At 36.8% G+C, this 26693-nt stretch carries 25 protein-coding genes; 13 read left to right on the forward strand and 12 right to left on the reverse strand.

The annotated features are described in order from the left end of the window. Window positions 1-108: 108 nt before the first annotated feature. From AAC388_RS09625 to ybaK, 7 genes are all read right to left on the reverse strand, one after another. Window positions 109-708: a histidine phosphatase family protein gene (locus AAC388_RS09625; protein WP_204084908.1), complete on the reverse strand. Its 600-nt coding sequence runs from the start codon at window positions 706-708 to the stop codon at window positions 109-111. Further along, window positions 701-1756, reverse strand: coding sequence for a nicotinate-nucleotide--dimethylbenzimidazole phosphoribosyltransferase (cobT, locus tag AAC388_RS09630; protein WP_342370517.1), 1056 nt, complete (start codon window positions 1754-1756; stop codon window positions 701-703). Before cobT ends, AAC388_RS09625 begins: the two co-directional genes overlap by 8 nt. Window position 1757: 1 nt before the next feature. Further along, window positions 1758-2276, reverse strand: a complete 519-nt coding sequence (cobU, locus tag AAC388_RS09635; protein ID WP_262439590.1) for a bifunctional adenosylcobinamide kinase/adenosylcobinamide-phosphate guanylyltransferase — start codon at window positions 2274-2276, stop codon at window positions 1758-1760. Beyond that, complete coding sequence (locus AAC388_RS09640; protein ID WP_342371569.1) at window positions 2264-2890, reverse strand: 2'-5' RNA ligase family protein; 627 nt, start codon at window positions 2888-2890, stop codon at window positions 2264-2266. Before AAC388_RS09640 ends, cobU begins: the two co-directional genes overlap by 13 nt. Before the next feature lie 100 nt (window positions 2891-2990). Beyond that, the gene (locus tag AAC388_RS09645) at window positions 2991-5138 is read right to left on the reverse strand and encodes an HAD-IA family hydrolase (protein WP_342370518.1); all 2148 of its coding nucleotides are present in this window, start codon (window positions 5136-5138) and stop codon (window positions 2991-2993) included. A gap of 564 nt (window positions 5139-5702) precedes the next feature. After that, window positions 5703-7934 carry a TonB-dependent receptor gene (locus AAC388_RS09650; protein ID WP_342370519.1) on the reverse strand — a complete coding sequence of 744 codons (2232 nt, stop codon included), beginning with the start codon at window positions 7932-7934 and terminating at the stop codon, window positions 5703-5705. A 158-nt stretch (window positions 7935-8092) separates the two neighbouring features. Further along, window positions 8093-8560, reverse strand: coding sequence for a Cys-tRNA(Pro) deacylase (gene ybaK / locus AAC388_RS09655; RefSeq protein WP_005069426.1), 468 nt, complete (start codon window positions 8558-8560; stop codon window positions 8093-8095). 189 nt (window positions 8561-8749) lie between these two features. On the opposite strand from ybaK, the gene AAC388_RS09660 reads away from it, so the two are divergent. The 4 genes from AAC388_RS09660 to AAC388_RS09675 all read left to right on the forward strand — a co-directional run bounded on the left by AAC388_RS09660 (window position 8750) and on the right by AAC388_RS09675 (window position 13403). Further along, window positions 8750-9052 carry a hypothetical protein gene (locus AAC388_RS09660; protein WP_005076193.1) on the forward strand — a complete coding sequence of 101 codons (303 nt, stop codon included), beginning with the start codon at window positions 8750-8752 and terminating at the stop codon, window positions 9050-9052. A 235-nt stretch (window positions 9053-9287) separates the two neighbouring features. Continuing rightward, window positions 9288-10661, forward strand: coding sequence for an AarF/ABC1/UbiB kinase family protein (locus tag AAC388_RS09665; RefSeq protein ID WP_017386866.1), 1374 nt, complete (start codon window positions 9288-9290; stop codon window positions 10659-10661). A gap of 229 nt (window positions 10662-10890) precedes the next feature. Further along, window positions 10891-12174: an acyl-CoA dehydrogenase family protein gene (locus AAC388_RS09670; protein WP_327741661.1), complete on the forward strand. Its 1284-nt coding sequence runs from the start codon at window positions 10891-10893 to the stop codon at window positions 12172-12174. 23 nt (window positions 12175-12197) lie between these two features. Continuing rightward, a complete protein-coding gene (locus AAC388_RS09675; RefSeq protein ID WP_342370520.1) occupies window positions 12198-13403 on the forward strand; it encodes an acyl-CoA dehydrogenase family protein in 1206 nt (401 codons plus the stop codon). 126 nt (window positions 13404-13529) lie between these two features. Here the strand turns inward: AAC388_RS09675 and AAC388_RS09680 are convergent, their stop codons facing one another. Continuing rightward, a complete protein-coding gene (locus AAC388_RS09680) occupies window positions 13530-14741 on the reverse strand; it encodes an alkane 1-monooxygenase (RefSeq protein WP_342370521.1) in 1212 nt (403 codons plus the stop codon). 171 nt (window positions 14742-14912) lie between these two features. On the opposite strand from AAC388_RS09680, the gene AAC388_RS09685 reads away from it, so the two are divergent. Further along, the gene (locus tag AAC388_RS09685; protein WP_005802294.1) at window positions 14913-15875 is read left to right on the forward strand and encodes an AraC family transcriptional regulator; all 963 of its coding nucleotides are present in this window, start codon (window positions 14913-14915) and stop codon (window positions 15873-15875) included. 48 nt (window positions 15876-15923) lie between these two features. On the opposite strand, the gene AAC388_RS09690 is transcribed toward AAC388_RS09685, so the two are convergent. From AAC388_RS09690 to AAC388_RS09700, 3 genes are all read right to left on the reverse strand, one after another. Next, window positions 15924-17789 carry a SurA N-terminal domain-containing protein gene (locus AAC388_RS09690; RefSeq protein ID WP_342370522.1) on the reverse strand — a complete coding sequence of 622 codons (1866 nt, stop codon included), beginning with the start codon at window positions 17787-17789 and terminating at the stop codon, window positions 15924-15926. Between the two features lie 131 nt (window positions 17790-17920). Further along, entirely contained in the window at window positions 17921-18193 is a 273-nt protein-coding gene (locus AAC388_RS09695; protein WP_001043034.1) for an HU family DNA-binding protein, read from the reverse strand. A 169-nt stretch (window positions 18194-18362) separates the two neighbouring features. Further along, the gene (locus tag AAC388_RS09700) at window positions 18363-18818 is read right to left on the reverse strand and encodes a phasin family protein (protein WP_057061828.1); all 456 of its coding nucleotides are present in this window, start codon (window positions 18816-18818) and stop codon (window positions 18363-18365) included. A 208-nt stretch (window positions 18819-19026) separates the two neighbouring features. On the opposite strand from AAC388_RS09700, the gene AAC388_RS09705 reads away from it, so the two are divergent. The 8 genes from AAC388_RS09705 (at window position 19027) to fdx (ending at window position 25142) form a co-directional block, all read left to right on the forward strand. After that, complete coding sequence (locus tag AAC388_RS09705) at window positions 19027-19674, forward strand: hypothetical protein (protein WP_005076210.1); 648 nt, start codon at window positions 19027-19029, stop codon at window positions 19672-19674. 109 nt (window positions 19675-19783) lie between these two features. Further along, a complete protein-coding gene (locus tag AAC388_RS09710) occupies window positions 19784-20257 on the forward strand; it encodes an Rrf2 family transcriptional regulator (protein WP_002117915.1) in 474 nt (157 codons plus the stop codon). A gap of 1 nt (window position 20258) precedes the next feature. After that, window positions 20259-21476 (forward strand): IscS subfamily cysteine desulfurase, encoded by a 1218-nt coding sequence (locus AAC388_RS09715; RefSeq protein ID WP_002117998.1) that lies wholly within the window; start codon window positions 20259-20261, stop codon window positions 21474-21476. 66 nt (window positions 21477-21542) lie between these two features. Then, complete coding sequence (gene iscU, locus AAC388_RS09720) at window positions 21543-21929, forward strand: Fe-S cluster assembly scaffold IscU (RefSeq protein ID WP_002117907.1); 387 nt, start codon at window positions 21543-21545, stop codon at window positions 21927-21929. Window positions 21930-21959: 30 nt separating this feature from the next. After that, window positions 21960-22280 carry an iron-sulfur cluster assembly protein IscA gene (gene iscA / locus AAC388_RS09725; RefSeq protein ID WP_002117986.1) on the forward strand — a complete coding sequence of 107 codons (321 nt, stop codon included), beginning with the start codon at window positions 21960-21962 and terminating at the stop codon, window positions 22278-22280. Between the two features lie 90 nt (window positions 22281-22370). Then, window positions 22371-22889: a Fe-S protein assembly co-chaperone HscB gene (gene hscB / locus AAC388_RS09730; RefSeq protein ID WP_002117921.1), complete on the forward strand. Its 519-nt coding sequence runs from the start codon at window positions 22371-22373 to the stop codon at window positions 22887-22889. 37 nt (window positions 22890-22926) lie between these two features. Beyond that, a complete protein-coding gene (gene hscA, locus AAC388_RS09735; RefSeq protein ID WP_284090801.1) occupies window positions 22927-24786 on the forward strand; it encodes a Fe-S protein assembly chaperone HscA in 1860 nt (619 codons plus the stop codon). Between the two features lie 17 nt (window positions 24787-24803). Further along, window positions 24804-25142, forward strand: coding sequence for an ISC system 2Fe-2S type ferredoxin (gene fdx, locus AAC388_RS09740; RefSeq protein ID WP_075382904.1), 339 nt, complete (start codon window positions 24804-24806; stop codon window positions 25140-25142). A gap of 55 nt (window positions 25143-25197) precedes the next feature. Here the strand turns inward: fdx and AAC388_RS09745 are convergent, their stop codons facing one another. Continuing rightward, window positions 25198-26664, reverse strand: a complete 1467-nt coding sequence (locus tag AAC388_RS09745; protein WP_014206624.1) for an adenylate/guanylate cyclase domain-containing protein — start codon at window positions 26662-26664, stop codon at window positions 25198-25200. Window positions 26665-26693: the final 29 nt, after the last annotated feature.

The raw sequence follows: 26693 nt of genomic DNA on the forward strand, positions 1-26693 counted from the left end.
TAATAAGAAATGCCAATAGCTTAGTTTTTAGCAATGACAGTTCTATTACATAGACTTAAATATCTTTATAAAAATAATAACTTACAAGTGTATAAAAATATAAAACTACTATCTAAATATAAAAGTTAACTGTCCATCTGTTTCAGAAAATTCGAGTGAATATAATTTTCCAAGCTCTGCTGGCATTTTAAGTAAGTCGTCTAAAGGTTGTTGTCTGGCTAAACAAGCCAATAGCTTAATCACACCGCCATGAGTAACAACTAAAGCATGCTGTAAGTTTTGCTTTTGCATATGCTTCAGCAAATCCTGAAAACCTTTAAGAACCCTTGTTTGAAACTGGTTTAATGTTTCTGCGCGAGGTGGACAATATTGGCTCGGTTTTTGCCAAAAATTTGCAAGTAATTCAGGTGAGGTTTCATAAATTTGCTGAGTTGAGACGCCTTCCCAATCACCAAAATACATTTCTTTTAAGTCATGATTTAGAAGTAAAGGCAGCTGAGTTGTCTTCGCAAGTTGCTCAGCAAAACAAGCACAACGCTTTAATGATGAACTTATAATGACATCCCATGGCTGATTAGCCACTTGCTCAATGGTTGACTGCATTTGCTGCCAACCTTTTGCTGTTAACTCATCATCTAAATGACCACGTAAAGTATGGCTATATTGACTTTCGCCATGTCTAAGTAAATCAATTCTAAATTTACCCAATTTTATCCCCGCTTACGGCAGCTTGAGCAAAGGTAGCCATTTGGTTGTGTAATACACATGCCATTTTAACTAATGCCAAAGCAGCGCCAGCACCACTACCTTCACCTAAACGTAAATTCATTTTTAAAATTGGCTCAGCATTGAGTTCTTGTAAAATACGTCGGTGCCCATATTCTGCCGATTGATGGCCAAAAAGCATCCAGTCACGCACTTTAGAGTTCATCCGCACTGCGCATAAAGCAGCGACCGAACTAATAAAACCATCGACAATGATAGGTAAGCCCACCTGCGCACAGCGAATGTAAGCACCGACAATTGCTGCAATTTCCAAACCACCTACAGCACATAGTGTTTTGAATGCATCACCAACAACATGTTTATGGTGAAGTTCAATTGCCTTTTCAATTACTTCAATTTTATGTCTTAATTGATCGGCACCAATTCCTGTACCAACTCCAGTTAATTGCTCGGCAGTATCATTTAATAAAAGACAAGCTAAGGCAGAAGCAGAACAGGTATTTCCAATTCCCATTTCACCAGCAATATAAATATCTGCACCTTTAGATTTGGCCGTGTCTACACTGTTTTTACCTAACTCTAAAGCAGCACGACATTCATCTGCATTCATTGCGGCTTGTTTAGCAAAATTTGCCGTACCAACACGAATACAATGACGTTCAACTCCATTGTATTCGTATGTTTCACCTACTGTACCGCAATCAATCACTTGCAAATGAGCTTGATGATATTTGGCAATGACACTAATTGCTGCCCCACCAGTCGTGAAGTTTTGCAGCATTTGACGAGTTACGGCTTGAGGATATGCAGAAATATTTTCTTCAACCACGCCATGATCGCCAGCAAAAACTGTAATCCATGGATGGTTAACATGTGGATGTGCATTTGACTGTAAACTAGCAAGTTTAACTGCTATCAGTTCTAAATCACCTAAGGCTCCAGTAGGTTTAGTGAGTTGAAGCTGGTGTTGCTCAGCTTGTTGTTTTGCGTCCACATCAGGTTGCTGTACAGATTGTAACCACCAGTTCATTTTATTTCTCACCTTTTAAAATCATTGGAAAACCAGCCACACAAAACACAACCTTATCTGCAATTTGCCCTAAACTCTGATGCAGTCTACCTGCTTCATCGACAAATCGACGACTAATCTCACCGAGTGGCACAACGCCTAAACCCGTTTCATTACTTACTAAAATAATTTCTGACTGAAGCGTGGGTAAAACTTTTAATAGTTGCTCACACTCAAGTTGTTGAACATTTTGATCTTCTAAAAGTAACAAATTGGTTAGCCAAAGTGTTAAACAATCCACAAGAATAATTTGATTAGGTCTATCAATTTTTTGCAGCATTTTTGCTAAATATAAAGGTTCTTCAACCAAGGACCAGTGAGAAGGACGCTGATTTTGATGATGGGTTATTCGACTTTGCATTTCAGAATCTAGCGCTTGCGCCGTTGCAACATAAGTGACAGCTAATTGCCTGTCTATTGCCGTTTGTTCAGCCAGTCGGCTTTTGCCAGAACGGGCTCCACCCAAAATCAGTTGCAACATGCATCACCTAAAAACAAATGCTGATACGGATATAACTTACCTTGTAAAGTTTGAGCTTGATAATAACCAAATGTTAAATGCTCAACTTTAAGGTCAAATTCAGCCTGTTTATATTGTACAGGTAATTCAGAAATTTTTTGTAAAATCAAATCACTACTATAGTCTGTTTTATACAACCCTAAAGTGATGTGTGGGCAATAATCTAAAGCCGCAATTTCATTAGAAACTAAACCTAACTTTTGGCGTATCTGAAATAAGATATTTTCGGTATCTCCTATTTCTACAAATAGAGCACTACTAAAGCTATCGATTGAACCAATTTTTAAATGAAACGGAGCAAAATCTTCTTTTTTTAAGATTTCTCTTTGCTGCTCAAATTCACTCAAATTAAAGTCATCACTATAAACTCTGGTTTCGTGATCTAAAAATCCACATATAAACAGCGTGATGTGATATTGACGACTATTAGGTTCTAATAAGAATTCTGAAAAATGCGCGCGCAAGGCATCTAAATAATCAACTGTTTTTTGATTATTAATTTCTAAATACCACAACGCATAATTTTGCCGTCCAAGATGCCACTCAGGATAATCTCGTATAGATGTTGGCACCATGAACGTCGAGGGTTTTAGCAACACAGCTTTAATTCAAAATCATTCAATTCTTGTATTAAAGCATGTTTGCCTTTCAGTTGTAGAGCATAATTAAAAGGATTTAGGCATATTGAGTACGCGCTTTTTCTGAGTTGACAATATTCATGTTTAAAGGCTGTTTGCCTTGTTCAGAAAATAAATATTGAACTAATTGCGTTAACTCAACTTCAAGTTGTCTTTTTTGGGCAGTACTCATATCCAATTTCTGAATTTGCTGCTGTAAATGTTTAATCGCATCAGCCTCTTCAATTTCTAAATATTGAATCGCATAGGCATACCCTAGTGCAGCACCTTTTAATAGATTTTTATAAGGCAAATTATGATCTATATTCACCTCAATTGACGCAATTACTCTTTCATTATGAGTTAATTTGCGAAGTGGATCTCTAGCAACTCTTTGACAAGGGTCTTTAAAAGCATATTCACATGAGTCTAGGAAGCTTTGTGCCATGCGATCCAGATCTTTTGCATAGTTAGGTAATACAATTGCAAGCCCTTGCTTTACTTCTCTTATTAAGTTTTCTGCAAATGCTTTAACTGAATGATCACCCATGGCAACACCAATAGATTCATAACCTAGTAAAGATGCGTACCAAGCAAGCATGGCATGCACGCCGTTCCATAGACGGTTTTTGATTAATTGAATGTCTGTAATCTGATTCACCAAGACAACTTGACGCAACTTTTCAAGTAAAGGGCTGCCTTTTTCTACATAAATTGGCATATCCGTTTCGCTATGAAACAGAATTAGATCCATGCTTTGTAATATATGGCCTGGCTGAAAATTACGGCGCATGTTATCAACATATAAAGATGCCTGATTTTGCTGATCTTGAGTCAATTTATTACAGTCTTCAATTTCGATTTGTTCCTCGTTTTCCACATCTTCTAAATGCTGTTCAAGAAAATTATGCTTAATACGAAGTTGGCGATATAAATTTTGATTAGATAGCTTTGAAACCATGCGGTTTACAACGGTGTCGCAAAAGTAATGTTCTTTTAAAATATGCTCAGTCACATCTTCATCGTTGGTCAATTCTAGTAGAGCTTCTCTAAGATGTTTCATAACTAAATATTTCGCACCGACTTTATTTAAAATAATTAGAAAAGTTAACGGCTCAATACATGTTTCAAGTGATGAGTTAAAACGTGCATATAGCCCTTTTGCAATTATTTTTGCCTCAACTTCGATGGCCTGTTCGGGTAAACACAGTGCGATCAAACTTGAATGGGTATACATCTCCAACATTTGTTGTTCGTTGTCAGAATCAACAATGGTCATATTCTCAATACGTTCATCATAAGAAAATTGCCCATAGCGAATGCTATATGTTCCAAATGCATTTACGGCTTCTCGAAAAAGACTATTACGTGTTGAAGCAATAATTCTTTTTGGTTTTGTGTACCCATCCCAATGTGACAAGATTTGCGCTACATAACCACCGCCAATAGCACCGAAACCATGTATTCCCACTGTCAGTTGATTCAGACTTTGCGGAAAAGGTTCCTGCATTTCTGGCATGTCCATAACAGGGATAAATTGGTCGAGATCGGTTAAAAAGTCATACATCTGATCATAATAAAAATGTGCTTTTTCCAGCATTTCGTCATTTGGTTCTTTAATATCTTTTAATAAAATCGTTAAACCTTTTGAAGTATGAGCTGAAGTTAAACCATTTTCAGAATCTTCAAACATAAGACACTGGTTAGCGTCCAAGTGAAGTTGACTAGCAGCTTTTAAAAAGATTTCTGGATGTGGCTTTCCTTGCTCTACTTCATCACCACAGGTAATCACATCAAAAAATTTATAAACATTCGCATTAATTAAATATTCTTCGGCAATTGCCCTACGGCTTGAAGTCGCAACAGCCATTCTTAAACCCGATTTTCGTAAACGCTCTAAAACCTGAACTAAACCCTTTTTGATAGGTACGCCGTGTTTTCGAATATATTCGAGTTCCATCTCATCAGCTTTTTTTCGAATTTCTTTATAGGGAACATTTACCCCATATAACCGTTGAGCCAATTGCTCAGCAGTAGTTGCACTTAAACCTAAACATTGCATTAAATATTCGTGTGAAAATTCCTGTCCAATGAGTTCTTGAGATGCCTGTTGCAATGTTTGAAACCGCAATCGCTCAGTGTCAAACATTGTCCCATCCATATCAAATATAGCTCCGTGAACAGGTTTTCCATGAAAAATAAGCACGTTTTTACCTCTTTTTTTGATCATGTTTTATTCAGGGTATACAAAAAAACGGCTAAAAAGGCAGAATGTTAATAAATGAAACATTAGTGGTTGTTTTTTGATCAAAAATATAATTCATCTGTTACTCAATAGAGTTAAAAGACGAAAAGAGTTGAAATAGATAAATAATTATGAAATTAACTTTAACTACAAAAGCAGCAGGCCATCCTCGCCTGCTGCTTTTGATTAGTTCTTTTTGTTGCGCTGATAATGTTTATTTTTCTTTGTTCCATTTACCGCCAGTTGAACCTGCCTATTTTTATAATATCCTGCAGGCGCTCACATACCAGAAATCAACTCATCTTTTTCAACACCATTGTTATTGGAGTCTCTGGTATAACTTTAAATCGCCTAAAACTTAGCATTACAGTAGTAGACGTTAACCTTAATTACTAGAACGTTTCTCAACTTTCAATATAGTTAATGATAATCATTTGCATTTAATAATGCAAGTTTATTTTATTATTTTTTTAAATTTATTAAGGAATACCTATGATTTATAGATATTCCCTATCTCACTTCACATTAATAATTAAATGTATAACTGAGGCCGTAAGTACGTCCTTCAGCTGGAATACTCTCTACCAGCCCATATACTTTTTCTGCTTGTTGACTATAGACTGTTCGATAGTCTCTATTCCAAACATTATATACACCAAAATCTATACGTCCTTTCCAAGCTGGAAAATGTGCCAAAACATCCATCGTGCTATAGCCTTTAATTTTTACAGCTGAAAGTGAGCCATCTTTTACTGCTTCATTTGTACCTTTTATAGCAAGCATTTGCACACGAACACCATATTCCTCATCACTGTTCCACTCGGCAAAAACAGTACCTTTTATTGGTGAAACTTGAAAAGCATTCAACTCTTTCCATTTACCATCCGTATCTTTATATTGACCACGTGTATAACCCAGTGTTCCCCCAACTTTAAACTCTTCCATAAATGGGTAGGTCGCCGTTAGTTCAGCACCATATACACGCTGGTCTTTGTCCATAACCTCAGCAACAGTTTCTTTATTACTGTTCTTGTAGAATTGAACAACTTTATCTGAGGTATTATAGAAACCCGTTATACCTAGATTTAGGCTTTGCTCCCCTTGTAAACGCCAGCCTAGTTCATAGCTGTTTACACTAATAGGTTGGATATTCGCTTTTGAGATATTAAATGCATCACGCATCATCCGTTGTACATCTGGAAAGCTAAAACCTTGAGAAAAATTAGCAAATATTTGCTGCTCATCTGTTAATTTATATATTGTTCCCAAATTGAATAAAACAGCATCGTCATTTACAGATCCGCTTGGCTGTATCCCATTTTTAGTCGAGTACTGTTCTGTTTCAGCTTTAATATATTGGTAACGAGTACCAGCCTGGACATTCATACGGTCTGTTAAAGCGTAATCACCTTGTAGAAAAACGCCAGCACTTTGAATTGTTGTATTTGGACCGGCATCGGAAGTTTTACCTGTAGGTTTATAGGTCAAACCTGTATTAAATGCTGTTAAATGCTCGTAGTGTTGATGATCTTTTTCGTGTTCATAATCTAAACCATAAGTTAGATTAAGATCACGATTCATAATATTTAAATCACTTTGTACTGTTGAACGCAGACCAACCACTTCGATTTCAGATTGAGATTGCTTTGCTTCTGTACCTTTCCCTCCTAAAAAGACTGGAAAGAAACGAGCATCTTCTTTACGGTAATATCCTTCTAAATTTAAGACCTGACCTAAAATATCTTTATTTTGGTATTGAGTGTTGAATGCATAGCGCTCTGTAAAAGGCTGATTAGATATTTCTAAACCCTTTTTCCCAATATATGAGTTAGGCGCTCCTCCATAAATATAATTTTTCCCATAATCAGGACCATAATTCGTATCTTGTTCATCCTTATAATACTGTGCACCCAAACTTAGTGATTGGTTATCAGTTAAATCTATATTTATACGACTATTAACATCAATTGTATCAGTATCAGGACGGCTACCTTGCATAGGTGCTATAGCAATACGATCACCATGGCTATCGAACTGAGATCCGCGACTAGTGAAATTAGCCCCTAAGAAACCATTTATATTATCTTTATTAAATGAAATAGATTGGCCAATTTCATAAGCTAGACTATCACTTCGAAATGTATCGGAAGACGTAATACCAAGTTTAGTTTCAAAACTTACTGGTTTAGTCGAATCAGCACGTTTCGTAATAATATTAATAATCCCGCCGGTAGAACCTGATCCATAAATACTTGTTGCTCCTGAAAGAACTTCAATACGTTCAATCATGCCTGGACTAATACTATTTAGCTGCCGAGCAACATCGCGTGAGCCATTTTGTGATACACCGTCAATCATAATCATGACATCACGACCACGCATTGTTTGCCCATAGTTGGTAGTCGTTCCACTACTCACCCCAAGTGATGGAACCAACTGAGCCAGAATATCGGCAATTTTTCGTCCAGCAGTTGCCTGTTGTTCAATTTGCTGCTTTTCAATCGTTTGAACTGTGCCGGCAATTTCAGCAATATTTTTGGGCGTCCTTGTCGCCGTCACTATAATTTTTTGCAATTGAGCTACAGGCTTTTGTGTCGGTTGATTATTAAGGATTTCCTTTTCAATATTTGTATTTGCATAAACCTGCTGCGCAAATACTGCTGCTAGAGCAATACAACAAGGTTTTAATTTAAAATACTGTGATTCAGCACACATCAGATGATTTGAGTTAGCCCCAACCTTTTTGTATTGATGCATTTTCCCTTTCTCCAAACCCAAAAGTTATTAGATAGTTATAAGGCTCGGAATAATACTAAATATAAATAATAATGAGAATTGTTTTTATTAAAAGAACTTGATTTAATACTACCTATCTTAAAATTAATTAATTTAATGAGATAAGAAAAAGATTTATTTTACTCATCAAGTACATCAACAAATTGAGCATTTAAGAGTTGTGCTAGATCTTTCGGGTTTAAGCCAATATCTAGTCCCCGTTTTCCTCCACTCACATAGATTTTGCTGAACTCTTGTGCAGATGCATCAATAACGGTTTTTAAGCGCTTCTTTTGACCTAACGGACTAATCCCTCCGACCAAATATCCTGTTAAACGTTCAGCGTCTTTAGGGTTCGCCATTTGCAATTTTTTACAGCCAAACGCCATAGCCACTTTTTTTAAATTTAATTGGTGATTAACTGGCAATACTGCAACAAAAAAATTCTTATCATCGCTAACCATCAATGTTTTGAATACTTCCCTTACATCTAAATTTAGTTTTTCTGCTGCTTCTAATCCAAAACTTTTAGCATTTGAATCATGCTCATATTCATGGATTGAAAATTCAATTTTATTGCTTTTTAACAGTCTACATGCAGGAGTCATAATAAGTAGTGTTATAGATGAAATTATTTGGATTATATTTTTTTTAGAAAAATTTTTAAATTTGCTTAGGCTATTTACAAGAATTACATAAAAAATCAAACAGCAACTGAATAAAAAATAATCTCAACTTGATATTCATGGCTCGACTCCATATATTTTATTTAGATTTAAGTCTGAGCTGACAATTTTATGAGTTATAAACACAACAATCTGATGGCTATGCGTCACCGTTTTTGGGATGAATCTTCAGATTATGTCTTAAATGAAAAGCAGTTTTTACAGCAGACGTTAATTGAACAAGGCATCTTTAATAACGCAACACTCGAGGATGTTAAGTATTTTTTCTATACCTTACCCAGCATTATTATTGTAAAAGCTCATGCACTTGGTTTTATGCATGATTCAGTCAAACAAATGTTATTACAGCATATTCAGTCCAATCGCCTTCACTTAATGCAGAAGTCTGAATTAAAGATCCAATTTAAAATGTAATTTAAGTTTTTGTGAAAGATCCGTTTTTTACCCTAGTTTTACTCACCTGAACGCTGTAAGTTTCTTAAATTTTAAAATTGCTTAGGCTATTTTAAAGTTAATGAAATAAAGATAGCCATTTCGACTGATCATTCAGTCTGAGAGAACTATTTTAATACGCTCAAAACATGTAATATTCGTTACAATTTTAGATCACCAGCGTTTGGCTGCATGATGCGCATAGGATTCTATTTTCATGTCAAATCAGAAAGATAAGCTTAAGAGTTTAAAAACTTCTTCCATGGATCGACGCTTATCAATCGCGAAAGCTTCTTTACTTGCAGGAACACGTTGGGCAACTGCAAGTGCCTCTTCTTTATTTTCTAATGAGGAAGAAAAAGAAAAGAAACGCAAAAAAGCGATGAGCGAGCAAGCTAATTATCTGGTTTCTGAAATAGGTAAACTTAAGGGTTCTATTGTTAAGATTGGCCAAATGATGGCCCTTTATGGTGAGCATTTTTTACCTGAAGAAATTACACAAGCACTAAACACCTTAAATAACCAGACAGTTGCTTTAGATTGGCCTGCAATTAAGCCACATCTTCAAGAGCAATTGGGCGCTAAATTAAATGATTTAACAATTGATCATGAGCCAATTGGTACGGCCTCTCTCGCACAAGTACACCGTGCAACGCGTAAATCAGATGGTTTAGAGTTAGTTTTAAAGATTCAATATCCGGGCGTTGCAAATGCTATTGACTCCGATATGAGCTTGTTTAAAAACATGCTTAAACTGACGCGTATGGTTCCACAAACCCGTGAATTTGATCAGTGGTTTGATGAAGTACGTGAAATGATGCATCGTGAAGTTGACTATGATGTTGAAGCTGCCACTACTCGTCGCTTTGGTGAACGCTTAAAAGATGATGAGCGCTATATTGTTCCTACAATTGTAGATGAATATTGCACAAATCAAGTGCTCTGCATGACTTTTGAACGTGGTGTGCCAATTAATAGCCCTGTGATGTTGTCATTACCTCAGGAACGTCGTAATCAACTCGGTGAAGCGTCATTAGAGATTGCGGTTCGTGAAATTTTTGAATGGGGTGAAATGCAAACTGACCCTAACTTTGGTAATTACCTTGTTCGTTTAGGTAATGGCCAAGACATTCAAGACAAAATTGTATTATTAGATTTTGGTGCTATTCGCCAGTTTGATGAACACTTGCTATCAGTTGCCCGTCAACTCATTCAGGCAGGTTATCAACATAATAAAGATGCAATGGTCAAAGCCATGACTGGTTACGAGTTTTTTGATGCGATGCCTGAAAGTATTAAACCAGGTATGGCTGATGTCTTTTTACTTGCAACAGAAGCATTCAGTACTCCTGCAAATAACCCAGATATGCCCGCTGGTCTTATGGATGAACACGAACGTTATGACTGGAAGAAAAGCCAGCTCCATAGCCGTGTTATGCAACAAGCTAGTAAATCAATGGCTTCACGTTATTTTTCGGTTCCGCCAAAAGAGTTTATGTTTATTAGCCGTAAATTCATTGGAGCCTACACATTTATGACGGTTATTGATGCAAAAACCAATGTACGACGTATGATTCGTAACTTTGCTTGATTTAATGAAAGACTAGAATGATTCTATGTCATTCTAGTCAATCCTTCTCGACTCCCCCAATATTAAAATCACTTTAAATAAATAAAATCAAAAACTTATAATTTTATTTTTTTGTATTTACCATTTATCTACTCATTTTTCGAATGTCAGTAACGACATAGTTTTTTAATATAAGGCGTGTCAGCATAAAACAATAACAATGTGTTAGGACACCATAATCATGACAAGTATGATCAATAAAGCTCAGGGTTTGGGTTTATCGCTGATCACCAGATTGGCTGGAAGCGATGTACTTGATCAACTCAAGTTGCGTAAATTTGTTGAAAAATCTCTTTATCAAGGTTCAAAAGCTGGCTTTAGAGCATTAACACAGACTCAAAAAGCATTTAAGCCCAAGCAAATCTCTCAACAACGTTTACCTCGCCAACAAAAAAATTTATTTGATTTAAGTTTAACCGAAGAACAACAAATGACTTCTGAAGCAATGTCTCAATTTGCTCAAGAGGTTTTATTGGGGTTAGCTCATGATGCCGATCAGGAAGCTCAGTTTCCTGAAAGTCTTTGGCAATATGTTGAAGATTTAGGACTTAACTACTATGCACTTCCAGAAGCACTCGGTGGAGTAGCGGCCGAACAAAATATCGTTAGTAACTTGTTAATTGCTGAAAAACTAGCTGAAGGTGATTTCAGCCTTACAGCAGGATTACTCAGTACATTTAGCGTTATTAATGCAATCACACGTTGGGGTTCTGCTGAAGTTCAGTCGATGTACCTACCATGTTTTGCAGAAGACTCAGACATTACAGCAACTTTTGCTGTTCAAGAAACAACTCCAGCATTTAATGCTTATGCTTTAAAAACAAAAGCATCACTTGAAAATGATAAGTTTTTTATTGATGGGGAAAAAACATTAGTGATTTTAGGCGATTTAGCTGATGTATTTTTAGTAAGTGCAGACTTTAACGGTAAACCAGATGTATTTGTCGTGCAGTGTAATGAAACAATTTCAATAAAAAACACTCCGGCCATGGGCCTTAAAGCGACAGAAACAGCAACTCTTCGCTTTAATCACACTCCTGCTCTACGTTTAGGTGCAACAGATTTTGATTATACTGCTTTTTTAGATTTGGGCAACTTAATGTGGTGTGCAATGGCTGTAGGTACATGTGAAGCTGTAAAAGCTTACTGTATTAAATATGCCAATGAACGAACTGCATTCGGTGAACCTATTTCACATCGTCAAAGTGTCGCTTTCATGATTGCAGATATGGCAATTGAAATTGATGCAATGCGTATGTTGATTTTAAATGCAGCAAGCCTTGCAGAGTCAGGCAAGCCATTTCACCGCGAAGCTTACTTAGCTCATCTACTTTGTGCTGAAAAATCCATGAAAATTGGTACAGACGGTGTGCAAATTCTTGGTGGACATGGTTTCACAAAAGAACATCCCGTTGAACGTTGGTACCGCGATTTACGGGCTACTGCAATTTTACAATCTGGCTTACATGCTTAAAAGATCAATCAGAGGATACTTTAATGAATTTACAAAATCCTAAAAAATTCAAAATGATGATTGATCAGGCACATGATGTTGCGATCAATGTTTTACGCCCTATTTCTCGCAAATATGATAAAGCTGAACATGCATATCCAAAAGAACTTGATATGCTTGCCTCCCTCATTGATGGCATGAATGAAGGTGGTGAAGGAATTAATGCTGGTGCTGCGGGTGCTGGAAAGCGCGGTGATACCGACAATGAAGGTATTCGCAATGGAACCAACATGTCGACCGCTCTTGGAATTATTGAGATGTGTTATGGCGATACAGGCTTATTACTGAGTATGCCTCGTCAGGGTCTTGGAAACTCAGCAATTGCTGCTGTCGCAAATGATGAGCAATTAGAACGGTTCAAAGGAACATGGGCAGCAATGGCCATCACAGAACCAGGTTGTGGCTCCGACTCTGCCGCTATCCGTACCACAGCAACCAAAGATGGCAATGACTACATTCTAAATGGTGAAAAGATTTTTGTAACTTCAGGCGAACGTGCAGACTCTGTCGTTGTTTGGGCTACACTTGATCGTAAACTTGGCCGTGCAGCGATTAAATCATTTGTAGTGCCTAAAGGTACGCTTGGTATGAAGGTCGAACGCCTCGAACATAAATTAGGAATTAAAGCATCAGATACAGCAGTCATCAGTTTTATTGACTGCCGTGTACCTGCTGAGAACCTTTTGGGTAATGCCGAAGTGGATGTTGCTAAAGGTTTCGCCGGAGTAATGGAAACTTTTGACAATACTCGGCCTTTAGTTGCAGCAATGGCAATCGGTTGTGCAAAAGCTTCACTAGAGCGTATTAAAGAGATTTTTAAAGATCAACTTGATCCTGACTACTCGACTCCCTATCTGCATGCTTCTAACCTTGCAGCACAAATCTACCGCATGGAGGCTGAATGGGAAGCTGCTCGTCTGCTCATGTTAAAAGCAACATGGATGGCTGATAATAAAAAGCCAAATTCTAAAGAAGCTTCTATTGCAAAAGCAAAAGCAGGTCGTGTTGGTAACGAGATCACTTTAAAATGTGTCGAGTTAGCAGCAAGTCTAGGCTATAACGAAGATGAATTACTTGAGAAATGGGCACGTGATTCAAAAATTCTTGATATTTTTGAAGGTACTCAGCAAATTCAACAATTAATTATTGCGCGTCGTGAGCTTGGTAAATCTTCAAGTGAATTAAAATAAGAGCATCGCAAGGGAGTTTAAATTCCCTTGCTGCTTAGTACTACCATCTATAGGCAAAATAAAAACCCTCTAATCACATGATTAGAGGGTTTGGTATTTCAGGAATATATATTATTTATTCAATTTTTATGTTTCTAATGATTTATCTACTGCACCAAATTTTTTGAAGATTTTTGCACGTCTTTTTGGTGAAATATTCGCTTTATTCAAATCACCTTTATAGTGATCAAAAACTCGCTTATCCATTATTTTGAACCACAACGAAGGAATTAACGCAGGTAATAACATACTTGCATAACCACTTGGTAATTCTGGCGCCTCATCAAAATGACGTAATGCTTGGAATGGACGAGTCGGATAAGCATGATGATCTGAGTGACGCTGCAACTGGTACAGAAATAAGTTTGTTACTACGTTATTGTTGTTCCAGCTATGCTCTGGCATTGTGCGCTCATATTGACCATTTTCTTTTTTCTGACGCAGTAAGCCATAATGTTCAATATAGTTAATAATTTCAAAAAGACTAATGCCATAAAATGCTTGTGTCGCTAAATATGGAATTGTGCTTTTACCAAACAGTCCCACCATAGAAGCATGGAAAGCAGCGCTCATTCCCCAGCCCTGTAATAATTCATTATCTGCTGACCAGAACTCTTTTCTTTTACGTTTTAAACGATTTTTCTCGATTTCAATTGCAGATTTAAAAGAACCTACAACTGTACGTGGCCAGAACTCGTAAAATGTTTCGCCCATCCGTGAAGAAGCAGGATCTTCAGGAGTTGCTGCACGTTTATGATGACCATAAGGATGTTCGATACGGAAATGGTTATAACCTGTAGGAACCAAAGCAAGATGAGATAAAATATGATCAATACGATCATGCTTATGGCTTAATTCATGGGCTGTATTAATCGCAATACCATTAATCGCCCCCATTGAAACACCGAGCAAAATTTTATCAATGAATGATGTAGTTTTACGGCTTGTTAAATAACATGCATAAACATTTGCAGCATATTGCAGTGGAATAAAACTCTTCACAAGACGTGAATAATATGGATCTTTTTCTAAAAGCTTAATTTCTTCATCAGTCGGATTACGTGCATCCTTCCCAATAACAGTATCAATTGCAGGGATCACAACATGTAATAAAAGTGGACCACCTAAAGCGAAAACTTTTTTTAATGGGCGTGGACCAAAATGGTAACCAGCTAAAATACCTAAACCGATTACAGGTAGAGCTGGACTAATCATCCATAAATAGCGCTTACGATCTATCTCACGCATAGACGCTGGCACTGGCATAAGTTCTTGCTGAACATTTACTGGTGCATTCATAGTCATATTTCCTTTTTCTATATGTCTATATAGTTAAAGAAATAGTACTTACTTAACAGTAGTAACCGTCCAAAAAACCTATTTCAAAGTCTTTGGCATTTTCTTCCACTTTTTTGTCCTAAAAACACATGTTGATCTATTCTCATAGCTCACTATAATTTTATTAAAATAATGATTGATCATTTAAAGATGGATGCACTAAGTAAATTTTTTGATGATATTCACCTTAATAAGTCTGAATACATCTATTTAAAAGCACAAGGAGAATGGGCTTTTAAAACACAAGATCAATCTGCTTTACTTGCCTATATTGTTTTAACTGGTTCAGTATATATTCAACTTAATGCGTCAGAAAAAATAATTGCGACAGCTGGTGATATTATTTTAATTCCTTCTGGAAAAGCACATAATGCCACCGACTCAAAATCAACAGCAACTAAATTAGTAGATTCTCTAGATATTACTTCACTTTTTAATGGCCATAGACAAGACGCGATCGAGTTTGGTACTTCTTCTCCAGATAAAACATTATTACTATGTTTACGCTGTCAGATCGATACTCATATGGCAGGTCCTTTGATTAATGCATTGCCTTCTATCATGCATATTCAGCACGAAAATCAAACCAACCCACCAGAATGGCTACAAATTGGGCTTTATTTTTTAGCAATTGAAACTCAAAAAATCAGGCCGGGACATGACAAAATTATTGATCATTTAGTCAGTATTCTTCTCATTGAGTGCATTCGTGATCATGTTCAACAAATGACTGATCAACAAAACTGGCTAAGTGCGTTAACCCATCCTGAATTGAGTAATGCCCTATCCGCTATTCATAGCCAACCAGAAGTCGCTTGGACAGTTGAATCTTTAGCAGAACGATGCTGTATGTCACGGTCCAAATTCGCAAATCTATTTAATAGTATTATTGGGGAACCACCTCTAACTTATTTGCAACATTACCGTTTTCGTTTAGCAAGTCAGTACTTACGCACAAGTAATTTTTCAATTCAGCAAATATCAAACAAAGTCGGCTATTCATCCGAGACTGCTTTTAGTCAGGCCTTTAAAAGAATTTTTGATTTATCACCTAAACAATATCGACAGCAATATATCGAACATCATCTTGATTAATAGAAAATAAAAAAAGCGCCGAAGCGCTTTTTTTATTTGATCAAATTATTATTTAATTTTTGCATGTGATTTTAAATATTGGCTGTAATCTTCCAATATTTGTTGACCACGAGATTGACGATAAAGTTGTTTTAGCTGTTGTAATTGATCAGCAGGAATAGCATTAGCGGCTGATGAATTTACATTTGAAACTGCAACGACTACCAGCTCATTTAGTAAGTTTGCCGTTGTAACAGACCACATACCCGGTTTAGGGGTAGCTAAACTAAATGCTGCACGTTCAATTTCACGCTTTAAACCCTGTGAACGACTAAATACGCCTGCTGATTCAAATGCGACTTTATTTTTAGCAACTACTTGTTCTGCTGGTTGAGTTTTAAACTCAGTCAACATGGTAGCAATTTTTGCTTGGGCTGCTTTACGCGCTTTTGCATCGATAACTTTGGCTTTTGCTTCATTCATCGCTTGCGCTAATGGTTTTACACCAGCTGCGTGGTAATCACGTACTTTAACCCATACCGTATCACCATTTGCTAATTGAATATTAGATGATGCATTACGGTCACCATTTTTCACATCATCATTAAATAGCTTAATTTTGACACTTGGATCACTTAAATATGGGTTTTGAGTTGCTAAAGTTACACCATTCAATGATTCAACTTTTGCACCTTTTACTTCTTGTACAACAGCTTCTAAAGAATCATTACCAACAATTGTTTCATTCAAACTGTTTACGGCATCTGAATAAACCGTAGCAACTTTATTCTTTTCAACCTCAGCCGTTAAACGCGCTTTCTCAGCTTCAAATGAAGGGATTTGGTTAGCTTGAGTTTCTGCTTCAATAATATGATAACCATATTGTGTTTTTACTGGCTGCGAAACTTGTCCATTTTTCAAACTTAAAACAGTTTTATCAAATGTATCCGAGAAAACACCTGGAGCATATGCTTCAACTAAACCACCTTTTGCTTTTGAACTAGGATCTTCAGAGAACTGCGATGCAGCTTGTGCAAATGAAAGACCGCCCTGAATTTTAGCATAAACTTCTTTTGCAAGTTTTTGAGCGGCTGCATCATCACGAGCATCAGTAGTAATTAAAATATGCTTTACAGTTCGTTTAGCATCTTTTTTCTGAGTTTCAACAAACTTTGCATAAGCTTGCTGAAGTTCAGCTTCAGTTGCAGGAGCTGGTTTAGCCATCATTGATGGAGATAGGACAACATAATCAACATCAACCGAAGCCTGTTGCTTAAATTCATTTTGATGCTTGTTATAGTAATCTGTAGCTTCTTGATTAGATGCCGTTAAACCTGTTTTGTAAGCATCTAATTTAATACTAGCTAAATGTAACGTACGTTGTTCAGTTTGCAAATTCGCAATTTGCATTAGATCAACTTTGCTTACTAAAGAGTAATCAGCAAAGGTTGACGTTAACATTTTCAAAGCATGATCTTGACGTAGGCTTGCTATTAAACCCTGACTCGTCATGCCAATAGAACGTAAGTAATTTTCATAGAGTTTTTGTGAGAATTGACCATTCTCTTGCAAACTAGGCTGCTGAGCTAACATTTGCTCAATTTGAGCATCACTCAAAGAGATACCTAATTTTTCTGCTTGCTGTATTAATAGATTACGTGACACCAAAATATCGAGTGCCTTAGCCTGAATGACAGGTAAATTAAGTAAACTTTCATCTCCTTTAACAGCAGCTAAATATTGTTCTTTGTAAGACTGAGTTAAAGTTTCAAGGTCTTTTTTAGATATTTCTTGGCCGTTTACTGTTTTTGCAACATCAGCCTTGTTTCCCCTATTAAAATATCCTTCAATACCTACAAGTGCTAAAGGGGTCAAAAACAAAATTAGAAGGACTTTGCCGAGCCAACCCTTAATGACTGTACGAAACGATTCCATAAGTATTCCAATATTTTATTTCGAGGAGAATTTTAACTGAAAAACCACAATCAATGAATGAGCAATATTGGTCAATTCAGATATTTAATAAAAAACGCGCCTATATTGGCGCGTTTATTCATCTTAAAAGATTAAGCTACTGAATCTTTAAGACCTTTACCAGCTTTAAAGCTAGGTACTTTTGTTGCTTTAATTTGAAGCTCTTCACCAGTTTTAGGGTTACGACCAGTGCGTGCAGCACGTTCTTTAACACTGAAAGTACCAAAACCAACTAAAGTTACTGTGTCACCTTTTTTAAGTGCTTCAGTAATTGACGCAATTGTCGCATCGAGTGCCTTGCCTGCATCAGTCTTAGATACTCCCCCTTTTTCAGCAATTGCATCGATTAATTCTGATTTATTCATGAATAAAACATCCTCTTAATATCGTTTGTTTAAGGTCCAAGGCTATAGTTTAAAAGGCCATGACGCCTTTATAGCAATGCTTTAGGGGAAAACGCAATACTAGAGCAGGGCTTTTAGCAAAAATAAATGCTAAAAAACTGTTATATATTTGCTAAATCCCAACATTTTTTTACTTTTTATTCAATTTTTCTTTCAACTGTTGATTTTCTTCTATTAAAGCATCCACCTTAATATGCAGTTGTACAAGCAGCTGTTCGATGTGTTGCAAATCCTTCGGCGTCACCAATCCAATACGGTTTAAAGAGTGATTAACACTCGTATCAAGAATCTTTTCTACTCTGTCTTTTGTTTCAGATACAGATTCTTTTGCTTTTTCTGTGACCTTGCCAACAGTATTGTCTGCCAAGTCTCCAGTTTTTGATTCTAGCTCCTCACCCACTTTAACCAAAGAATCAAAGAGCTTATTTCCCTCTTCTTCCGCACGTGAAAAAGCACCAAGTCCTGCTAGCCAAATTTGCTTAGTATACTTCCTAAAATCTAAAGCTGATTTTCTTGAACTTTTTGATTTTAATTTATTTTTTTCCTCGGACTCTTCTATCTGGGTATCTGTATTTGCATTATCCATTAATCTAAACTCCTAATCAGATGAGAGAAATGATGACTGATTTGACCACAAAATATTTCTATAATAACAAAGTAAAGACTTGATCCATTTACAAAACTGTTCTACAAAGCAAATAAGTCATGTAAATATATTTAACACGACATTGTGTTAAGTTTGGGATAGGATGTCCCATTCTTCGGTTAATTGCTATTTCTAAGGATAAACTTTTATGAGTGAAACGCAACAAAGACAAAAACATCCGCGTCTGTTGCTGAATATTGTTCTAATTATTTTAGAAACTTTTTTTTCATTTATTCTCACCCACGATGGTGCCCTTCGCTTACAAGCGAAAAAGTTTATTTTGAACAAAACAACGATTCGTATTAATAGCTATTTACCTTTCTTTGACTTCTATGTTCAATTTACAGAAAAAGGTTTGTTATTCGATATTCACTCTTTTGATAGACGTATTGATCTTGAGATCAATAGTACGCTTATCGATTTAATTAAAATTTTTGGTTTTTCTAACCAACGCAGTCTTAAAAATATGCGTATTGATGGTGATGAGGAAACGAAAAAGGAACTTCTAGATTTAATTTCTCATTTAACTCTTCCAAAATTGCTAGTTGACTGGAAACAGTGGTTTAACACTTCAGATGATGAAGCTGAAACCCTTGCTTCACGTAAACGGATCGCTCCATTACTTGAGAAAATTGATCAACAAAGATCAGAGATCAACTCCCTTCACGTGGAAATTAAACAGTATCAAAATCGAATTACTCGCTTACAACGACGTCAACGAAATATTAACTTCTCCTTTGGTATAATTAGCCTAATATTTATTGTTTATTTCATATATAATTTGTGGGTTGCCTAATTTATTTTTCTATTTTGTTCCTACACTTGAATTAAAAATAAAAAAACTTGACTATTTTAGTCGGGATTCATAAAATCCTATTATCTAGTCTTAACATGTGTATCGAATCATGCGCCTTACAACTCGCGGTCGCTACGCAGTGACTGCTCTACTTGATTTAGCTTTGCAGCCAACTGAACAAACGATCACGCTCGCCGAAATTGCCGCACGCCAATCCATTTCAGTTGCTTATTTAGAACAGTTATTCGCAAAACTTAAGCGTCATGGGTTAGTTTCTAGTGTTCGTGGTGCAAATGGTGGTTACCATTTGGCTCGAAATGCTGATGAAATTACTGTGTTAGAAATTATTGAAGCTGTAAATGAAACGGTTGATGCAACACGTTGTGACCATAAAGGTAACTGCCAAAATGGTGCAATGTGTCTCACTCATGATTTATGGCAAGAACTCTCTCATCATATTGCCGACTATTTAGCAAAAATCTCTCTTGCCGACCTCATTAGCCGAGACAACGTTCAAACTGTTGCATTACGCCAAAATGTGACTGGCACAGATTCAGCTCTTTTATCGGGTACAGGTATTTGATATGAAACGTCCAATTTATCTTGATTACGCAGCAACCACTCCAGTAGATCCGCAAGTTGCAGAACGTATGATGGAGTGTTTAACTTTCGACGGTACCTTTGGTAATGCTGCGTCTCGTTCGCACGCTTATGGCTGGCAGGCAGAAGAAAAAGTTGAATATGCACGTGAGCAAGTAGCAAATTTAATTAAAGCTGATCCACGTGAAATTGTTTGGACTTCTGGTGCAACTGAATCAGATAACCTTGCCCTTAAAGGTGTAGCTCAATTCTATGCATCTAAAGGCAAACATATCATTACAAGTAAAATTGAACACAAAGCTGTTCTAGATCCTTGTCGTGAATTAGAAGAACAAGGTTTTGAAATTACTTATTTAGAGCCAGAACCACAAACAGGTTTAATCACTCCTGAAATGGTTAAGGCTGCCCTTCGCCCAGATACTATTCTTGTTTCTCTTATGATGGTAAACAATGAAATCGGTACAGTTACAGATGTAGCGGCGATTGGTGAATTAACACGTGCCAACAAAACATTTTTCCACGTAGATGCAGCGCAAGCAGCTGGTAAAGTTGATATCGACTTATCTACGATGAAAATTGACCTTATGAGTTTCTCTGCTCATAAAATTTATGGTCCAAAAGGTATCGGCGCATTATATGTACGTCGTAGCCCGCGTGTTCGTCTAAAAGCACAAATTCATGGTGGTGGTCATGAGCGTGGTATGCGTTCTGGTACTTTGGCTACTCACCAAATCGTTGGTATGGGTGAAGCTTTTGAAATTGCAGGCAAAACAATGCATGCAGAACAAGAGCGTCTCCGTAAACTTCGTGACAAACTTTGGAACGGTTTACAAGACCTTGAACAAGTGTTCTTAAATGGTCACCCAACTCAAAACGTTGCAAACTATTTAAATGTTAGCTTCAACTTTGTTGAAGGTGAATCTTTAATGATGTCGCTTAAAGATGCTGCAGTATCAAGTGGTTCTGCTTGTACTTCTGCAACTTTAGAGCCTTCATATGTTCTTCGCGCATTAGGTTTATCTGATGAGCTAGCACACAGCTCAATCCGCTTTAGTTTTGGTAAATACACAACTGAAGAAGACATTGACCACGTGCTTACAATTACCAAAGCCGCTGTTGAGAAATTACGTGAACTTTCTCCGCTTTGGGATATGTACAAAGAAGGTATCGATCTTTCTACAGTTGAATGGGCAGAACACTAATTATTGAAATTAGTGTTTTAACCCTCATATTAATATTAGGCTGACCCCGAGGTTTGGAGAAGCGAAATGGCTTATAGCGAAAAGGTAATTGATCATTACGAAAACCCACGTAATGTTGGTGTTTTAGATAAAAACTCTGAAAATGTTGGTACAGGCATGGTGGGTGCACCTGCATGTGGCGACGTGATGCGTTTACAAATTCAGGTAAATGATAGTGGTGTGATTGAAGAAGCACGCTTCAAAACTTATGGTTGTGGTTCTGCAATTGCATCAAGCTCACTTGTAACTGAATGGTTAAAAGGTAAGACTCTTGATGAAGCTCAAGCGATCAAAAATATTGATATCGCAACTGAGCTTGCTCTTCCTCCAGTAAAAGTTCACTGCTCTGTACTAGCTGAAGATGCAATTAAAGCTGCGATTGATGATTACCGCAGTAAAAAATCTAAAGCTTAATTTGTTACCATTGTAAACGTTGGAGTTTTCATGATTCATTTAACTGAAAATGCTGCGACTCATATTAGCAATTACCTTAAAAATCGAGGTAAGGGTGAAGGCATTCGCGTGGGTGTGAAAACTTCTGGTTGTTCTGGGTTGGCTTATGTTCTCGAATTTGTTGATTCTGTCGATGAACATGACCAAGTTTTCGAACAATTTGGCGTTAAGGTTTTTGTAGATCCAAAAAGTCTTGTCTATTTAGAAGGCTTAGAAATGGACTACGTAAAGAATGGCCTTAACGAAGGGTTCGAATTTAACAATCCCAATAAAAAAGGTGAATGTGGTTGCGGTGAGTCTTTCACTGTATAACTCCCTCTTCTCCTTCCATCCTTTTCATTAAAACAGTGACTTTTTATAGCACTGTTTTAATGTATTTAATTAACGTGGACCTCCTTTCTAATGAATCATTTTGAGTTGTTCAATTTACCCGTAGAACTCGATATCGATTTGGCGAGCTTAAAATCTAGTTTCTTAAGTTTGCAACAGCAATATCACCCAGATAAAGCAGAAGATAAAGATCAGGCATTGATCAAATCAAGTGAAATTAATCAAGCTTTTAAAGTACTTTCGCAAGTAGATAGCCGCGCTGCTTATCTATTAGCGTTAAAAAAGCAAGATCATCACCTTGATCAATCCATTAGTGATTTTGAGTTCCTACAATCAGCTCTAGAACTTCGTGAGCAACTTGATGAAGCAACTTCACAAGAGCATTTAAGTACTCTTAAGCAAGAAGTTTTTCAGTGGATTGATGGCTTAGTTCGCGAATTTAAAATTGACTACTCAGATGAAGATTGGGGCGAAGCTCGAGATACTGTACGTAAATTACGTTTCTTTCAGCGCGTTCTTAACGATATTGAAAAAGCAGAAGATCAACTGTTGGATGATGAAGACAACTTTGATCTAGACGATGATTTTTAATTTGCTTTTTCCAATTTATATTCAAAGGATTTAACTCATGGCACTTTTGCAAATTGCTGAACCGGGTCAATCCAGTGCCCCACATGAACACCGCATTGCGATTGGTATCGACCTAGGAACAACACATTCTTTAGTTGCGACAGTGTTATCAGGCAAACCAAAAGTCCTTAACGACGAAAAAGAAAGACGACTTCTTCCTTCTATTGTGCATTATGGAAATGATGTCACTCATTATGGTGAAGAAGCAAAACCTTTCATTATTGCTGATCCAAAAAATACAATTGTTTCTGTAAAGCGTTTTATGGGACGCTCAAAAGCAGATATCAAATTTCAACACCCATATGAATTAGTGGGTTCTGAAAATGAGATGCCAGCTTTCGAGACACGTTCTGGTCGTAAAACGCCTGTTGAAATTTCAGCTGAAATTTTAAAACAACTAAAAGAACGTGCTGAATCTAGTTTACAAAACCCAGTAAATGGAGCCGTAATTACTGTTCCAGCTTATTTTGATGAAGCACAACGTCAAGCAACACGCGATGCTGCACAGCTGGCTGGGTTGAATGTACTACGTCTTTTAAATGAGCCAACTGCTGCTGCTGTGGCTTATGGTTTAGATCAAGAAACGAATTTAGCTACAGATCATAACTATGTGATTTATGACCTAGGTGGTGGTACTTTCGACGTATCAATCCTACGTTTTTCACAAGGTGTCTTTGAGGTATTAGCTACAGGTGGTCATACTGCTTTAGGTGGTGATGATTTAGATCGTCTCATTGTTAAGTGGGCTAAAAAACAATTAAATATTGATATGCTAAGTGATGAAAACTATGCAGTATTTATTGTTGCTGCTCGCCAAGCAAAAGAACAGCTCTCTACACAAGAATCCGTTCAGTTAAAACTACTTGAAAATGTACTAACACTTGATCGTTCAACCTTTGAGAGCATTATTCAAGTTGCTTTAGACAAAACAATTAGTGTTTGCAAACGCGTTTTACGTGATGCAAAACTTGAATTATCAGATATTCAAAATGTTGTTTTAGTAGGTGGTTCTACCCGTTCGTATGCTGTTCAGCAAGCAGTTCGCAATGTATTTAACCAAGAACCACTTTGCACAATTAATCCTGATGAAGTAGTAGCGATTGGTGCTTCTATTACAGCCAATCAATTAATTGGAAACAGCCAAGACGGCTCACTACTTTTAGATGTTACTCCTCTTTCTCTTGGCTTAGAAACCATGGGTGGATTAGTAGAGCGTCTTATTTCTCGTAATACAGCTATTCCAGTTGCTCGCCGCCAAGAGTTTACTACTTATCAAGATGGCCAAACTGCCATGCTTATTCATGTAGTTCAAGGTGAAAGAGATTTAGTCGAACACTGTCGATCATTAGGAAGATTCGTTCTTCATGGCATTCCTCCAATGACTGCTGGTCAAGCACGTATTGAAGTTACCTTTCAGGTAGATGCAGACGGCTTACTTACTGTTTCAGCTCGTGAAACAACTTCAGGTGTACAAGCTCAAATTGATATTAAACCATCTTATGGTTTATCAGAGTCTGACACTGAACGCCTATTAATTGAAGGTTTCCAACATGCAGAAGAAGACAAAAATCTGCGTCATTTAAAAGAAACCAAAGTTGAGGCCCAACGCGAGCTTGAAGCATTAGAACAAGCTTTAAAAGTTGATGCCGATTTACTCAATGATGAGCAACTCGAAGCACTTAAAACCGCTGAAAATATGCTTAAAGTACAACTTGAAGGCAATGATATTCAAGCGATTGAAAAAGCTGTAGAACAACTTAAAGTACATAGTGATGCTTTTGCTGCACTACGTATGAATCGACATATTGACCACGCCTTAAAAGGTACAAAACTTGAAGATTGGTCAAATTCAAATTAAAGGTATAGGTGATCAATATGCCCCGCATTAAAGTACTTCCTCACGCTCAATTTTGTCCTGAAGGTGCAGAATTTGAAGTTGAACAGAATGCAAATCTTTGCCAAAGTTTGCTTGATCGAGGAATTAAAATCGAACATGCATGTGACATGTCCTGCGCTTGTACAACATGTCACGTAGTAGTTCGTAAAGGTTTTGATAGCCTAGAAGAAATGGATGATGTTGAAGCAGATCTTTTAGATCGCGCTTGGGGTCTTGAACCAGATTCTCGCCTTTCATGCCAAGTAAAAGTTGTGAATGAAGATTTAGAAATCGAGATTCCTAAATATACAATTAACCATGCTTCAGAAAATCATTAATCGTGTTAATAAAAAAAGCTGCTTTTAAAGCAGCTTTTTTTATGTTTTATAAACTCTAAACTTGATCTTGTTGGTCTATTTCTAAAGGTTTAACTTCATCTTCAAGTCTTAACTGCGCTATACCTTGAGTATTCACTAAAGTTTGTTGAACTTTAATTCGTTGAATCATTTTCTCAAGCACTTCTACTAATTCAGGATATTCATAGTTTTGTACTTCTTCCAAATTAAGTACCAAGTGAAAGCCTTTATACTCATAATCGAACCATTGCTGATGATCCGATTTATTGCCTGTATATTTCTCCATCACTTGCCATGTCTTTACCGCACCTTGAATACCTTTTAGATAAATCGGTGTTTTAGGAGCGCACAAGAAATCACTTTTAATTAATTGATAAGTATCGTCTGAAATTAAGATTTCATCTATTTCAGCAGCATATTGCAAACGAGCCGCTAAATTCACATCACGACCTACAATCGTATAAGCCATACGATGTGTTGCCCCATAATTTCCTACGTGGCAATAACCAGTACTAATGCCCATTCGGATATGCAATGCTGAGTAACCCATTTTTTTCCAGCGCTCGCGCAACAATTTCATTTGCTGACGCATAGCGATTGCCATTTCTACACAGGCTTTAGCATCTTGCTCCACACCTTGTGAATTCGGATCACCAAAAAATATGAGAATGGCATCCCCCATAAATTTATCGACAGTAGCCTCATACTGTTTAGCAATTTCAGTCATATGGCTTAAATAATCATTAAGCAAAAATGCCAAATCATCTGGAATCAAAGTTTCTGATAACTCTGTAAAACCCTGAATATCAGAAAAAAACACTGTCATTTTTTTACGCTTATATTCAATCTTTGCTTCAGCCTCACCGCGCATAATAGACTGCCACAACTGTAGTGGCGCATAACGGCTTAACTGATTAGCAAAAGCAATATAGCGGGTCATTTGGTCATAGTAATGTTGACGCTGCTGACTGATTTTTTTAACCCAGCGATGCTGGTAGTAGTTTCCGATGGTAATAAACATAACCAAACCAAGAAGTGTAATTACAGTCAACTCTTGGCTAGTAGGCTCAAAATATGTATAAAAACCAAATAAAAAGAAAGTACTTAAATAAAAAATAATCGCGCCTAACAAACTGGTCAAACAAATGACTGCGAAAGAAATACGACTATTAATTGCTGAATAAAATAATGCAAAAATTGCAATAAATGTAGGCACCAAATTAAGATGCAGACCTGCTAAGGTAACGGCTACAACAATTGCATCGATTGCAAAGAAAACACTTTTTTGAGTTTTTTTATCGAATTGGTACTGAAGCCAGTGTTCTAACTTCGAACTAATAAAAAGTAGGAATAGGAAAAAAGGTGGAACATAGATCTGATAATTAGTATTAGGTGAGGTAAAAGCATAGATCACTAAAATTAATGACAGAATTGAATATCCCATCAAACGATGAAAATATGCAAACTGCTTAGGCTCTCTATCGATAAACCTCTCTAATTGCACCCTATCCTCCACACCTCAATGTAGCCACA

It is taken from the genome of Acinetobacter sp. D009 (assembly GCF_038562025.1).
In the GTDB taxonomy this organism is placed as follows: domain Bacteria; phylum Pseudomonadota; class Gammaproteobacteria; order Pseudomonadales; family Moraxellaceae; genus Acinetobacter; species Acinetobacter pittii.

Coding starts and splice junctions, on each gene's coding strand:
- cobT (WP_342370517.1), bottom strand. CDS start 1,756: ATGAACTGGTGGTTACAATCTGTACAGCAACCTGATGTGGACGCAAAA.
- cobU (WP_262439590.1), bottom strand. CDS start 2,276: ATGTTGCAACTGATTTTGGGTGGAGCCCGTTCTGGCAAAAGCCGACTG.
- AAC388_RS09640 (WP_342371569.1), bottom strand. CDS start 2,890: ATGGTGCCAACATCTATACGAGATTATCCTGAGTGGCATCTTGGACGG.
- AAC388_RS09650 (WP_342370519.1), bottom strand. CDS start 7,934: ATGCATCAATACAAAAAGGTTGGGGCTAACTCAAATCATCTGATGTGT.
- ybaK (WP_005069426.1), bottom strand. CDS start 8,560: ATGACTCCTGCATGTAGACTGTTAAAAAGCAATAAAATTGAATTTTCA.
- AAC388_RS09660 (WP_005076193.1), top strand. CDS start 8,750: ATGAGTTATAAACACAACAATCTGATGGCTATGCGTCACCGTTTTTGG.
- AAC388_RS09665 (WP_017386866.1), top strand. CDS start 9,288: ATGTCAAATCAGAAAGATAAGCTTAAGAGTTTAAAAACTTCTTCCATG.
- AAC388_RS09670 (WP_327741661.1), top strand. CDS start 10,891: ATGATCAATAAAGCTCAGGGTTTGGGTTTATCGCTGATCACCAGATTG.
- AAC388_RS09675 (WP_342370520.1), top strand. CDS start 12,198: ATGAATTTACAAAATCCTAAAAAATTCAAAATGATGATTGATCAGGCA.
- AAC388_RS09680 (WP_342370521.1), bottom strand. CDS start 14,741: ATGAATGCACCAGTAAATGTTCAGCAAGAACTTATGCCAGTGCCAGCG.
- AAC388_RS09685 (WP_005802294.1), top strand. CDS start 14,913: ATGATTGATCATTTAAAGATGGATGCACTAAGTAAATTTTTTGATGAT.
- AAC388_RS09690 (WP_342370522.1), bottom strand. CDS start 17,789: ATGGAATCGTTTCGTACAGTCATTAAGGGTTGGCTCGGCAAAGTCCTT.
- AAC388_RS09695 (WP_001043034.1), bottom strand. CDS start 18,193: ATGAATAAATCAGAATTAATCGATGCAATTGCTGAAAAAGGGGGAGTA.
- AAC388_RS09700 (WP_057061828.1), bottom strand. CDS start 18,818: ATGGATAATGCAAATACAGATACCCAGATAGAAGAGTCCGAGGAAAAA.
- AAC388_RS09705 (WP_005076210.1), top strand. CDS start 19,027: ATGAGTGAAACGCAACAAAGACAAAAACATCCGCGTCTGTTGCTGAAT.
- AAC388_RS09710 (WP_002117915.1), top strand. CDS start 19,784: ATGCGCCTTACAACTCGCGGTCGCTACGCAGTGACTGCTCTACTTGAT.
- AAC388_RS09715 (WP_002117998.1), top strand. CDS start 20,259: ATGAAACGTCCAATTTATCTTGATTACGCAGCAACCACTCCAGTAGAT.
- iscU (WP_002117907.1), top strand. CDS start 21,543: ATGGCTTATAGCGAAAAGGTAATTGATCATTACGAAAACCCACGTAAT.
- iscA (WP_002117986.1), top strand. CDS start 21,960: ATGATTCATTTAACTGAAAATGCTGCGACTCATATTAGCAATTACCTT.
- hscB (WP_002117921.1), top strand. CDS start 22,371: ATGAATCATTTTGAGTTGTTCAATTTACCCGTAGAACTCGATATCGAT.
- hscA (WP_284090801.1), top strand. CDS start 22,927: ATGGCACTTTTGCAAATTGCTGAACCGGGTCAATCCAGTGCCCCACAT.
- fdx (WP_075382904.1), top strand. CDS start 24,804: ATGCCCCGCATTAAAGTACTTCCTCACGCTCAATTTTGTCCTGAAGGT.